10 protein-coding genes are annotated in these 12,758 nt (G+C 63.0%); 8 read left to right on the top strand and 2 right to left on the bottom strand.

The annotated features are described in order from the left end of the window. The first annotated feature begins 12 nt into the window (after positions 1 to 12). Positions 13 to 579: a L,D-transpeptidase gene (locus C9F12_RS10735; RefSeq protein ID WP_231498647.1), complete on the top strand. Its 567-nt coding sequence runs from the start codon at positions 13 to 15 to the stop codon at positions 577 to 579. A 198-nt stretch (positions 580 to 777) separates the two neighbouring features. Continuing rightward, positions 778 to 1,041, top strand: coding sequence for an Lpp/OprI family alanine-zipper lipoprotein (locus C9F12_RS10730; protein ID WP_045992670.1), 264 nt, complete (start codon positions 778 to 780; stop codon positions 1,039 to 1,041). Between the two features lie 467 nt (positions 1,042 to 1,508). Here C9F12_RS10730 and C9F12_RS10725 read toward each other — a convergent pair whose 3' ends face one another. Beyond that, complete coding sequence (locus tag C9F12_RS10725; RefSeq protein ID WP_045992669.1) at positions 1,509 to 2,564, bottom strand: L,D-transpeptidase family protein; 1,056 nt, start codon at positions 2,562 to 2,564, stop codon at positions 1,509 to 1,511. A gap of 117 nt (positions 2,565 to 2,681) precedes the next feature. Further along, on the bottom strand, positions 2,682 to 6,131 hold the full coding sequence (mfd, locus tag C9F12_RS10720) for a transcription-repair coupling factor (protein ID WP_108448860.1): 3,450 nt from the start codon (positions 6,129 to 6,131) through the stop codon (positions 2,682 to 2,684). 183 nt (positions 6,132 to 6,314) lie between these two features. Here mfd and C9F12_RS10715 point away from each other — a divergent pair, with 183 nt between their 5' ends. The 6 genes from C9F12_RS10715 (at position 6,315) to nqrE (ending at position 12,750) form a co-directional block, all read left to right on the top strand. Then, positions 6,315 to 7,772 carry a glyceraldehyde-3-phosphate dehydrogenase gene (locus tag C9F12_RS10715; protein WP_045992667.1) on the top strand — a complete coding sequence of 486 codons (1,458 nt, stop codon included), beginning with the start codon at positions 6,315 to 6,317 and terminating at the stop codon, positions 7,770 to 7,772. A 294-nt stretch (positions 7,773 to 8,066) separates the two neighbouring features. Next, positions 8,067 to 9,416, top strand: coding sequence for a Na(+)-translocating NADH-quinone reductase subunit A (locus C9F12_RS10710; RefSeq protein WP_045992666.1), 1,350 nt, complete (start codon positions 8,067 to 8,069; stop codon positions 9,414 to 9,416). Next, on the top strand, positions 9,416 to 10,642 hold the full coding sequence (locus C9F12_RS10705; protein ID WP_045992665.1) for an NADH:ubiquinone reductase (Na(+)-transporting) subunit B: 1,227 nt from the start codon (positions 9,416 to 9,418) through the stop codon (positions 10,640 to 10,642). Before C9F12_RS10710 ends, C9F12_RS10705 begins: the two co-directional genes overlap by 1 nt. Continuing rightward, the gene (locus C9F12_RS10700) at positions 10,642 to 11,460 is read left to right on the top strand and encodes a Na(+)-translocating NADH-quinone reductase subunit C (RefSeq protein WP_045992664.1); all 819 of its coding nucleotides are present in this window, start codon (positions 10,642 to 10,644) and stop codon (positions 11,458 to 11,460) included. The genes C9F12_RS10705 and C9F12_RS10700 overlap by 1 nt, the downstream gene beginning before the upstream one ends. 2 nt (positions 11,461 to 11,462) lie before the next feature. Beyond that, on the top strand, positions 11,463 to 12,131 hold the full coding sequence (locus C9F12_RS10695; protein WP_045992663.1) for an NADH:ubiquinone reductase (Na(+)-transporting) subunit D: 669 nt from the start codon (positions 11,463 to 11,465) through the stop codon (positions 12,129 to 12,131). 1 nt (position 12,132) lies between these two features. Then, on the top strand, positions 12,133 to 12,750 hold the full coding sequence (gene nqrE, locus C9F12_RS10690) for an NADH:ubiquinone reductase (Na(+)-transporting) subunit E (RefSeq protein WP_045992662.1): 618 nt from the start codon (positions 12,133 to 12,135) through the stop codon (positions 12,748 to 12,750). Positions 12,751 to 12,758 lie beyond the last annotated feature (8 nt).

Below are 12,758 nucleotides of genomic sequence, written 5' to 3'. Positions count from 1 at the left end.
ATACTTGGTGCCATGCTGCTACTCCCTCTGGGTGTCAGTGCCAGCATGGACATGGTGGAGGACCAGCTTCGCCGTGCCATTGTCCCGGACTCCTCCAGCGAGATCTGGGTCCTGATCGATAACCAGGAGTCTCGCCTGACGGTGTATCGCGGGGGGGTGGAGCTGGCTCGATACTCACCGATTTCGGTCGGTAGAGGGGGCGCCAAGTCCCAGCGGGTCATGGGCGACAAGACCACGCCAAGAGGCGAGTTCCACGTCAATCGCTTCAACTTCGACAGCAAGTTCGACATCTTCATCGGCCTGGACTATCCGACGCCCACCCACGCCAGGATGGCGCTGGAGACGGGGCTGTACAGTCAGCAGGATTACGACGACTATTTCGACTACTATCGCCGGCATCGTAGCCCGCCCCAGCAGACGATCCTGGGCGGTTATATCGGCATACACGGAGTCGGCGATGGAGACATGGACATCCATCGCAACTTTGACTGGACCAACGGATGTGTCGCCGTGACCAATCATGAAATTCGGGAACTTTCCGGCTTGATTGATGTTGGCACTCGCGTCGTCATCCGCTAGTCTTTAGGGGCGCAAGGGACGTTCAAGACTATGGACAAGCGCCGTTGTGTATTATAAAACAGCGTTTGACTCCTGTGCTTAGCAGCACAAGTCGCTGCAAGAAAGGCCTGCCTTTGCAGGAAGCCTGATGGATACATACCCTGATCGGGTATGTTACTGTCACCAACGCAGTACCAAGGAAGACTCAAGGAGAACACCATGACTCTGAAGACTACCCTGAAGCTGACCGCCGCCGCCGCTTCTCTGGCCGTTCTGGCTGGCTGTGCTTCTTCCAGCGCTCTGGAAGAAGTCCGCATGACCGCTGAGTCCGCTCAGGCCGACGCTGCAGAAGCTCGCAGCATCGCCACTCAGGCTCAGAACACTGCCAACCAGGCACAGCGTGACGCTCAAGCGGCCCTGCAGCTGTCTCAGCAGAACCGCGAAGAGATGAACCGCATGTTCGAGCGCTCCATGCGCAAGTAATCGTTTCGCATCCCGTTCGCGGGATTGACCGACAGGACGTCAGGGTTTCATCGAAATCAGGTCGTCCAGGTCATGAAACGATAGGCTGAGGCCCCACCGAAAGGTGGGGCCTCAGTCGTTTGTGGCGTGTGATCATTGCATGACGATTGATGGTGGGCGGGAGCTGCCAGTCAATCGTCTGACCGCTGCCTGTTCCTTCATCTGATGGCTGCCTGTCTGGCTGCCTGTCCTGTCGCTTGTCTCCTGACGGCTGCCTCTCCTCTGCCTGACGGCTGCCTCTCCTCTGCCTGACGGCTGCCTCTCCTCTGCCTGACCACTGACTGCTGCGGATGCGTCGTTTGAGCTGGATCATGGTGTCGCCACCATGCCGACAAGGCCTCCGCTGGAAATGATGGCGCCAAAAAAAGGCGCCCCTGTCGGGGCGCCGTGCACGTCACGTGCTTGATGTGATGCCTGTGGTCGCCGGTTCAGCCTTCGTGGCTGACCTGTCCCAGCAGGGCAGGCTCGTCGGCGATCAACTCGATATGGTCATAGAGGCTGCCAGGCAGCGGCTTGGGTTCTGCCGGGGTGGTGGTCTGCATGGCGACCGGAAGGCCGCTGGGCGTCTCCATGGCGCTACGCAGGCGCGCAAAGTCGACGTCGTAGTCCTTGTCCTTGACGGCGGCCTCGACCTCCTCGATAGCGGCGGTCATGTCCTCGATCGGCGCGCCTTCTTCCTCGTCGAGGTAGGGGTAGGCCTGGACATAGAGGTGCTCGTCGGACCAGCCGAGCTTGAGCGGTTCGTTGACCAGTCGGACAGGAGTGCCCACCGCGACTTGATCGAACAGATTCTCGACATCGTCGGGCAGCATGCGGATGCAGCCGTGGGTGACGCGCATGCCGACGCCCTCGGGCTTGTTAGTGCCGTGGATCAGGTAGCCGGGGATGCCCAGGCGCATCTTGCGCGTGCCCATGGGGTTGTCGGGTCCGGGCGGCACCACGCCGGGCAAGGGGTCGCCGGCCTCGGCGTGTTCGCGGCGAATGGAGGCAGGAGGATACCAGGACGGATTCTTGACCATCTGGGTGATGGTGGTGGAGCCCAGCGGCGTCTTCCAGTCCATGCGGCCCACGGCGATCGGGTAGGTCTGCACGGTACGCGGCTCGCCTTCCTTGGCCGGCGGGTAGTAGTAGAGGCGCATCTCGGCCACGTTGACCACGATGCCGTTGCGCGGTGCATCGGGCAGGATGAACTGGGCCGGGATGGTCACTTCGGTACCCTCGCCGGGATACCAGATGCTGATGTCGGGGTTGGCTCGGGTGATGGCGTTGAAGCCGATGCCGTGCTCGTGTCCGATATCAATGAGGGTGTCTTCCTCGTCGGCTTCGACGGTGTAGACCTCACCGATCAGGTCGCCTTCTTCGGGCAGCAGGTAGTGGCCCCGGGGCAGGTCGTCGGCCGCCGCCAGAGGTGCCGCCAGCGCGCCCACAACGCCACACAGGGTGGCGAGGCGGACGAGTGGCCGGCGAAGTGAAGTCGAAGTCATTGCAGCAGTCTCGATAATGGGTGAAAGCCGGGGATAACCCGGCCGGAATTTGCGGTGTCCTATGTACATAGATTGCCCGCTAATGCGGCGTTGCGCCAGTCCCTTGCAAGGGATGGCTCAGGCCGCCTGAGTCTTTCGATTGAGTTGGTCCAGCAGCGCCTCGACGGCCTCGAAGCGGGTCTCCTCGACGGCCATGTCGGCCTGGAAGCGCAGGGTCTCGGCGCCCTCCAGTCGATAGCGTTCCGGCGCCCCCTGGATCAGCCCCACCAGCGTCAGTGGATCCACCGCGGTCTGGCCGCCGAACAGCACGCGCCCGCGCTCGGCGCCCGCTTCCAGGCGCACGATACCGAGCCTTTCGGCACGCTGCCTGAGGCGGGTCTGGCGCAGCAGCGTCTTGACCGGGGCGGGCAGCAGTCCGAAGCGATCGATCATCTCCACACGCAGTTCCTTGAGCTCGGCCTCGTTGTCGGCGTTGGCGATGCGCTTGTACATCACCAGACGCTGCTGGACATCGGGGAGATAGTCGTCGGGAATCAGCGCTGGCAGATTTAGGCTGATCTCGACGCCTTCCTGCAGCGGTGCCTCGATATTCGGGGTGCGGCCTTCACGGATGGCCTTCACCGCCCGGTCGAGCATCTCCATATAGAGGCTGTAGCCCACCGCTTCCATCTGGCCGCTCTGTTCGTCGCCCAGCAGTTCGCCGGCGCCGCGGATTTCCATGTCGTGGCTGGCCAGGGTGAAACCAGCGCCCAGGTCCTCGGCCTGGCCGATCGCCTCGAGGCGCTTGACCGCGTCTCGGGTGATCGAGCGAGGCGGCGGCGCCAGCAGGTAGGCGTAGGCCTGGTGGTGGCTGCGGCCTACCCGGCCGCGCAGCTGGTGGAGCTGGGCCAGTCCGAACTTGTCGGCACGCTCGATGATGATGGTGTTGGCGCTGGGCACGTCGATGCCGGTCTCGATGATGGTCGAGCACACCAGCACGTTGAAGCGCTTGTGATAGAAGTCGGACATCACCCGTTCCAGCGAGCGCTCGGGCAGCTGCCCATGGGCCACCGCGACGCGGGCGTCGGGCACCAGTTCGCGGACCTTCTCGGCGGCGCTCTCGATGGTCTTGACCTCGTTGTGCAGGTAGTAGACCTGGCCGCCACGCAGGATCTCGCGCAGGATCGCCTCCTTTATCACAGCTTCTTCCCGCTGCTGGACGAAGGTCTTCACCGACAGGCGTCTGGCCGGTGGGGTGGCGATGATCGACAGGTCGCGGATACCGCTCATGGCCATGTTGAGCGTGCGCGGGATCGGTGTGGCGGTCATGGTCAGTACGTCGACCTCGGCACGCAGCGTCTTGAGCCTTTCCTTCTGGGACACGCCGAAGCGATGTTCTTCATCGATGATGACCAGTCCCAATTCCGGAAAGTCGAGCTTCCGTGACAGCAGCTTGTGGGTGCCGATGACGATATCGACCTTGCCCTCGCGAACGCGCTTGAGGGTGTCTGTCTGACTGCCGCTGCTGGTGAAGCGGGACAGCAGCTCGATATCCACCGCGGTGTCGGCGAAGCGGTCACGGAAGTTCTCGAAATGCTGGCGGGCGAGCAGGGTGGTCGGCACCAGCACCACCACCTGGCGACCGGACTGTACCGCAAGAAAGGCGGCACGCATGGCGACCTCGGTCTTGCCGAAGCCGACGTCGCCGCAGACGACACGGTCCATCGGGCGCGGTGCGGTCATGTCCTGGATCACCGCCTGGATGGTGACCCGCTGATCCGGCGTCTCCTCGAACGGGAAGTTGGCGACGAAGCGAGCGTACTCCTCATCCGGGGCGGCACAGGCGAAGCCTTCACGGGCCTCGCGGCGGGCATAGATGTCGAGCAGCTCGGCGGCGGTATCGCGGATCTTCTCGGCGGCCTTGCGCTTGGCCTTTTCCCACTGTTCCGAGCCCAGTCGATGCAGCGGTGCCAGTTCATCGTCGGCACCGGCGTAGCGGGAAATAAGGTGCAGGCTGTCCACCGGCACGTAGAGCTTGGCGCCGTCGGCGTACTCGAGGCTGACGAATTCGGCCGCCTGGCCGCCGGCTTCCAGCGTTTCCAGCCCGCGGTAGCGGCCGACGCCATGGGACTGGTGGACCACCGGGGCGCCGACCTTGAGTTCGGAAAGATGGCGTACGGCGAGTTCGTTGTCGTCGGTGGCCTTGGCCTGGCGGCGGGTCTGGCGCACGATCTCGCCGAACAGTTCCGTCTCGGTGATCACACTGACCGCGGGGGAGCCGAGCGACAGGCCGCTGGAGAGCTGCCCCTCGGCGATGGCCAGGCGAGAGCTGCCGGCGAGGAAGTCGGAAAATCCGTCCGCGGCGTCCAGTGCACCGGTAGCGGGGGCCAGGGTCTCCTCCAGCGCTTCCCGACGCCCACGGGACTCGGCCACGAACAGCACCCGGCGCTCTGCGTGCTCGTTCAGAAAGCCCCTGAGCGCCGCCAGCGGATCCTTTGCCCTGGCATTGATCGCCACCTGGGGGGCGTCGCTGGCATCCGAGGGATGGGCGTGGGGATGCTCGCTGTCTGCTGTCAGCTCGACCCTGGGGTGGGTCTTGATCAGCCCGAACAGTTCCGCTTCCGGGATGAAGGCACGGTGGGGCGGCAGCAGGGGGCGGGTCGGATCGACGCCGAGATTTTCGTAGCGGCTGGTGATCGCCTGCCAGTGGTGCTCGGCGGCTTCGCGGCAGCCGGACATCAGGGCGACGCGGGTGTCCGCGGGCAGATGGTCGAACAGTGAAGCGGTGGCCTCGAAGAACAACGGCAGATACTGCTCGAGTCCGGGTGAGGGGATGCCCTTCAGCGCATCGACATAAAGCGGGCACTGGCGTGGGTCGACGTCGAACAGGGTCTCGAAGCCTTCACGAAAGCAGGCGATGGCCGAGCGTGACAGCGAATACTCGTGCGCCGGCAGCAGGTCGATCCGCTCGACCTTGTCTAGGCTGCGCTGGGTGTCGGGGTCGAAGCTCCTGAGGGTGTCGATCTCGTCGTCGAACAGGTCGATGCGAAGCGGATGGTCGCTGCCCATGGGAAAGAGATCGATCAGGGCGCCACGCAGGGCGTATTCACCCGGCTCGAAGACGGTCTCCACCGCCCGGTAGCCCGCCCGTGACAGCTGTTCGCGGAAGGTCTCCCGTTGCAGGGTGGCGCCGACCTCCAGGGTCAGCACCCGTCCGGCGATATAGTCCACGGGCGGCAGACGCTGCATCAGGGTATTGATCGGTACCAGCACGATGCCGTGCACACCATCCTGCAGATGCCGGAGGGTGCGCAGCCGCGACGAGACGATGTCCTGATGGGGCGAAAAGCTGTCGTAGGGCAGCGTCTCCCAGTCGGGGAAGGGCAGTACCGGCACGTCGGCATAGAAGGCCAGTTCGTTCTCGAGCCTCAGTGCCTCGGCGGTATCCTGGGTAATCACCAGCAGTGGCGCGTCGGCAGCCAGGCGCGAAAGCGCCAGGGCGCTGGCGCTGCCGGCGGGCGTGGTGAGGTACAGGGTGTCACGGGCGCCCTGGGGATGCGGCGGATCGAGCGGCGAAAAGGTAGGCATAGAGGATGTCGTTTCGCTGGCGTTCAGAGGTCGAGCAGGCATCATACCAGCCCGATCTCGCTCATGTAGTCAAACCGCGATTTGTGTAACGGGCCTACAGGAGGTGCGACCATACAGTCATTGCCCCTTTCAAGGGGGGGGCTGATAATACGCTCGTTTCCCCATCAGACTTAGAGGTCTCTCGTGAGCCAGCAACCCGATATCGTCTTCCAGCAATGGCACGACAACCAGGCCGTGGCCGAGCAGATGATCCCGCTGATCGGCAGCCTGTATCGTCGCAATAACGTGGTCACCACCATGTTCGGACGTTCGCTGTTCAACCGCAGCGTCATCCGCATCCTCAAGGACCATCGTTTCGTCAGGAAGATCGAAGGTACCGAGTTGTCGGTGCAGGATACCTTCCCGCTGGTGCAGGCGATGACCCAGCTGAATCTGGGGCCGGCTCACGTCGATGTGGGCAAGCTGGGTGTGGCATTCAAGAAGCAGGGCGGTGGCGATGCGCTGGCGTTCATGCGCGAGCAGCTGGCCGAGATCGTCGACTGTCACGATCCTGACGCCGGCAATGGCGAGCCCAAGGACGTTGTGCTCTACGGCTTCGGCCGGATCGGCCGGATCCTGGCCCGCGTGCTGATCGAGAAGGCCGGTGGCGGCAACCTGCTGCGCCTCAAGGCCATCGTGGTGCGCGGTCGTGGCGATATCGCCAAGGATCTGGAAAAGCGCGCCAGCCTGCTGCGTCGTGACAGCGTTCACGGTCCCTTCGACGGCACCATCAGCGTGTGCCCGGAGACCCGCACCCTGACCGCCAACGGCAACGTGATCCAGGTCATCTACGCCGATTCGCCGAGCGATGTCGACTACACCGCCTACGGCATCAACAACGCCGTGGTGGTCGACAACACCGGTATCTGGCGCGACGAGGCTGGCCTCGGTCAGCACCTGGAGTGCAAGGGCGTGTCCAAGGCGCTGCTGACCGCCCCGGGCAAGGGCGACCTGAAAAACATCGTCTATGGCATCAATCATGGCGACATCACCCAGGATGATCGCATCATCTCCGCGGCGTCCTGCACCACCAACGCCATCGTGCCGGTATTGAAGGTGATGAACGACGAATACGGCATCGAGCATGGCCACGTCGAGACCGTTCACTCCTACACCAACGATCAGAACCTGATCGACAACTACCACAAGGGTGACCGTCGCGGACGCAGCGCACCGCTGAACATGGTGCTGACCGAGACCGGTGCCGCCAAGGCGGTTTCCAAGGCACTGCCGGAGCTGGGTGGCAAGCTGACCGGCAACGCCATCCGCGTGCCGACGCCCAATGTGTCGATGGCGATCCTCAACCTGTCGCTCGAGCGCGAGACCGACGCCGAGTCGCTCAACGACTACCTGCGCCGCATGTCCATCGACTCGGCCTTCCAGAAGCAGATCGACTTCGTCGACTCGCCGGAGGTGGTCTCCACCGACTTCGTCGGCAACCGTCACGCCGGCATCGTCGACGCCAAGGCGACCATCGCCCAGGGCCGCCACGCGGTGGTCTATGTGTGGTACGACAACGAGTTCGGCTACAGCTGCCAGGTGATTCGTATCCTGCAGCAGATCTCCAACGTGGCCTTCTGTAAGCTGCCGCGTCACGCCTAGTCCGTGCCGAGCGGGGCGAGAGTCTCGCGTTGAGGTAGTTCGAATACCCCTTGCCAACCTTGTTTGGCAAGGGGTTTTTCTGTTTGGGATGGAAGCGGTTTTGCAGAATCACGCAGTTCTGCGACGTTCGATCATGTGGTCAATCCACTGGCTTGTCTTTATAATGCTGGGGATTTTTCGGGGTGGTTCGATGTCGCCTCGGCGTGACTGGTGATGCGTGGCTTATAACAAGAATTCCTCTCATTTCCACCGAACCTCCGTCCATTATCTACGATCCATCAACTGGGCGAGTCTATGATCGAAGTCAAGAAAGGCCTGGATCTCCCCATCACGGGAGCGCCGGAGCAGCGTATCGAGGATGCGCGACCGGTGCGCCACGTGGCGCTCCTGGGGACCGACTATATCGGCATGAAGCCGACCATGGAGGTCAAGGAGGGGGACAAGGTCAAGCTGGGCCAATTACTGTTCACCGACAAGAAGATCGAGGGCGTGCGCTTTACCTCGCCGGCCTCGGGTGAAGTAGTGGCGATCAATCGCGGGGAAAAGCGCAGGCTCCTGTCGGTGGTGATCGAGGTCGACGACAGCGCCGAGGCCGAGTCCTTCACGGCTCATGGCCGCGATGCGCTCGAGTCCCTCGAACGTCAGACCGTGGTCGACCAACTGGTGGAGTCTGGTCTGTGGACCGCGCTGCGCACTCGCCCGTTCTCGCGTACCCCGGCGCCCGACGCCGTACCCACCGACATCTTCGTCACCGCCATCGACACCCAGCCGCTGGCCGCCGATCCGTCGCTGGTCATCAACGAGCAGGCCGAGGCGTTCGAGGACGGCCTCAAGGTGCTGGGACGACTGACCGAGGGCAAGGTGTTCCTGTGCACCGCCACCGATGCCCAGATTCCGGGCACCAAGGTCAAGGGCGTCCACCACGAGAGCTTCGCCGGTCCCCATCCTGCGGGCCTGGTCGGTACCCACATTCACTTCCTGTCCCCGGTGTCGCTGCAGCGTCGCGTCTGGCACATCGGCTATCAGGACGTGATCGCCTTTGGCAAGCTGTTCAGTGAAGGCAAGCTGGATCTGAGCCGAGTGGTCGCCGTTGGCGGCCCGCGTGCCGAGCGTCCGCGTCTGGTGCGTACCCGTGTGGGTGCCAGCACTGACGAGCTGCTGGATCACGAGATCAAGTCTGCCGATGACACCCGCGTCATCAGCGGAGGCGTGTTCTCCGGCTTCACCGCCGAAGGCAGCCTGCGCTACCTGGGCCGCTTCCACAACCAGATCACCCTGCTGGAAGAGGGCAACAAGCGTGCCTTCATGGGCTGGTTGTCGCCGGGTGCCAATCGTCACTCGGTACTGGGTATCTACCTGTCGAGCCTGAAGGGCCTGCGCGACTATGCGCCGACCACCTCGACCAATGGCTCCGAGCGCGCCATGGTGCCGGTGGGTGCGTATGAAAAGGTGATGCCGCTGGACATCATGCCCACGCAGCTCTTGCGTTCGCTGATCGTCGGCGACATCGAGTCGGCGATGGAACTCGGCTGCCTCGAGCTGGATGAAGAAGACCTGGCGCTGTGCACCTACGTGTGCCCCGGCAAGTATGAGTACGGTCCCATCCTGCGTGACAACCTCACCATGATCGAGAAAGAGGCCTGATGATGGGTATTCGACAGACACTCGACAATCTCGAGCCGCACTTTCACAAGGGTGGCAAGTACGAGAAGTTCTATCCGCTGTACGAGGCGGTGGACACTATCTTCTATGCGCCTCCCAGCGTGACCAAGACCACGGCTCACGTGCGTGACGGCATCGACCTCAAGCGCATGATGATCACGGTGTGGTTCTGCACCTTCCCGGCCATGTTCTTCGGCATGTGGAACGCTGGCTGGCAGGCCAACGAGGCCATCGCCGCGGGTTACGACTCCATGGGCGGCTGGCGCGAGATGATCCTGCTGACCTTCGCCGGTGGCCACGATGCCGGCAGCCTGTGGTCCAACTTCGTGCTGGGCGCTACCTACTTCCTCCCGATCTACCTGGTGACCTTCGTCATCGGTGGCTTCTGGGAAGTGCTGTTCGCGATCAAGCGCGGCCACGAGGTCAATGAAGGCTTCTTCGTCACCTCGGTGCTCTACGCCCTGATCCTGCCGGCTACCATCCCGCTGTGGCAGGTGGCGCTCGGCATCACCTTCGGTGTGGTGATCGGCAAGGAAATCTTTGGTGGTACCGGCAAGAACTTCCTCAACCCGGCGCTGACCGGTCGTGCCTTCCTGTACTTCGCCTATCCGGCGCAGATCTCCGGTGATGCCGTGTGGGTCGCCGCCGATGGCTTCACCGGCGCGACGCCGCTGTCTACCGCCTACCAGAGCGGTATGGCCGCACTGCAGGACCAGTACAGCTGGTGGGACGCCTTCCTTGGCTTCATTCCCGGCTCCGTGGGTGAGACCTCGACACTTGCCATCCTGATCGGGGCGGTGGTGCTGATCGGCATGAAGATCGCCTCGTGGCGGATCGTCGCCGGCGTGTTCCTCGGCATGGTAGCGATGAGCTCCATTCTCAACCTGATCGGCTCCGACACCAACGCCATGTTCGCCATGCCCTGGTACTGGCACCTGGTGGTGGGTGGCTTCGCCTTCGGCATGGTGTTCATGGCCACCGATCCCGTATCGGCATCCATGACCAACCCGGGTCGCTTCATCTTCGGCGCCCTGATCGGTGTGATGACGGTACTGATCCGTGTGGTCAACCCGGCCTTCCCCGAGGGCATCATGCTGGCGATCCTGTTCGCCAACCTGTTCGCGCCGCTCATCGATCACTTCTTTGTTCAGGCCAACATCAAGCGTCGCGCCAAGCGCACCGCTGTCGTGGCCGAGGAGACCGCCTGATGGCACAAGGTAACAACTCCATCAAGAAGATCCTGACGGTCGCCTTCTCCCTGTGTATCGTCTGCTCGATCATCGTGTCGACGGCGGCGGTGGGACTCAAGGCGCGCCAGGAGCGCAACCAGGAGCTGGACCGCAAGTCCAACATCCTGGCCGTGGCCGACCTGTACGAACCGGGCATGGACGTCGGCAAGGAGTTCTCCCAGGCGGTGACCGCCAAGGTCGTCGATCTCGACACCGGGGAGTACACCGATGAGGTCGATCCCGAGACCTATGACGGCTTCCAGGCCGCCAAGGATCCGGCCCAGTCGCGCACCCTGTCCGGGGAGAAGGACATCGCCGGTCTCGGCCGTCAGGAGCAGTACTCCACCATCTATCTGGTCGGTGACGAGAACAACCCCGAGCAGATCGTGCTGCCGATTCGTGGCCAGGGCCTGTGGGGCCTGATGCGCGGCTACCTGTCTGTGCAGGGTGACGGCAATACCATCGGCGGGATCACCTTCTATTCCCACGCCGAGACACCTGGCCTGGGTGGCGAGGTCGACAACCCGCGCTGGAAGGCGCAGTGGGAAGGCAAGGAAATCTACGCCTCGAGCGACACCATGGAGCCGGCCATCCAGCTGGTGAAGGGTGGTGCCAGCGAGTCCACCGAGGTCGACGCCCTGTCCGGCGCGTCTCTGACCAGCCGCGGCGTGACCAAGCTGGTGCAATTCTGGCTGAGCGAGGAAGGCTTCGGTCACTACCTGGCGCGCTTCCGCGATGGCGTGGACAGCCAGGCCAGCGCCGACGCCAGCCCCTCTGACGACAGCGAAGGAGCCTGACGATGTCTGCACCGACTCCCAAGGGCGTCATCCTGACGCCGATCTTCAAGAACAACCCCATCGCCCTGCAGATCCTCGGTATCTGTTCGGCGCTGGCGGTGACCTCGAGCCTCAGCGTCTCGCTGGTCATGAGTCTGGCCGTGATCTTCGTGACGGCGTTCTCGAGCATGTTCGTCTCGCTGATCCGCAATCACATTCCGTCCTCCATCCGTATCATCGTGCAGATGACCATTATCGCCTCGTTGGTGATCGTGGTGGACCAGATCCTCAAGGCCTTTGCCTATGAGATGTCCAAGCAGCTGTCGGTATTTGTCGGTCTGATCATCACCAACTGCATCGTGATGGGCCGCGCCGAAGGCTTCGCCATGACCAACACCCCGACGCTGTCGTTCCTCGACGGTGTCGGCAACGGTCTGGGCTACGGCTTCATCCTGATGACCGTCGGCTTCTTCCGCGAGCTGTTCGGCTCCGGCAGCCTGTTCGGCGTGACCATCCTGGAAACCGTGCAGAACGGTGGCTGGTACGTGCCCAACGGCCTGCTGCTGCTGCCGCCGTCCGCCTTCTTCATCATCGGTCTGATCATCTGGGTGCTGCGCAGCCTCAACCCGGAGCAGGTCGAGGACAACGAGTTCGTGATGAAGGAAAACACCCAGCCGAAGGAGGCCGTGTAACATGGAACACTATCTGAGCCTTTTCGTTGCCTCGGTGTTCGTGGAGAACATGGCACTGGCGTTCTTCCTGGGCATGTGTACCTTCATGGCCGTGTCCAAGAAGGTATCCTCGGCCATCGGTCTGGGCATCGCGGTGGTAGCGGTACTGACCATCACCGTGCCGGTGAACAACCTGATCCTCGAGTATCTGCTGGCGGAAGGCGCGCTGTCCTGGACCGGCATCGCCGGTGCCGAGAACATCGACCTGTCGTTCCTGGGTCTGCTGTCCTACATCGGCGTCATCGCCGCACTGGTGCAGATCCTCGAGATGTTCCTCGACAAGTTCGTGCCGGCGCTCTACAACGCCCTCGGCGTGTTCCTGCCGCTGATCACCGTGAACTGCGCCATCCTCGGTGGCACCCTGTTCATGGTCGAGCGCAGCTACAACTTCGGTGAGTCCGTGGTCTATGGCCTGGGCGCCGGTGTCGGCTGGGCGCTGGCGATCACCGCCCTGGCCGGTATCCGCGAGAAACTGAAGTACAGCGATGTGCCCGCTTCCCTGCAGGGACTGGGCATCACCTTCATCACCGTGGGTCTGATGTCCCTGGGCTTCATGTCCTTCTCCGGCATCCAGCTCTGAGTGCCCTG

The organism is Halomonas sp. BN3-1, assembly GCF_003056325.1.
Taxonomy (GTDB): domain Bacteria; phylum Pseudomonadota; class Gammaproteobacteria; order Pseudomonadales; family Halomonadaceae; genus Halomonas; species Halomonas litopenaei.
This window is presented reverse-complemented; position numbering and strand designations above follow the sequence as displayed.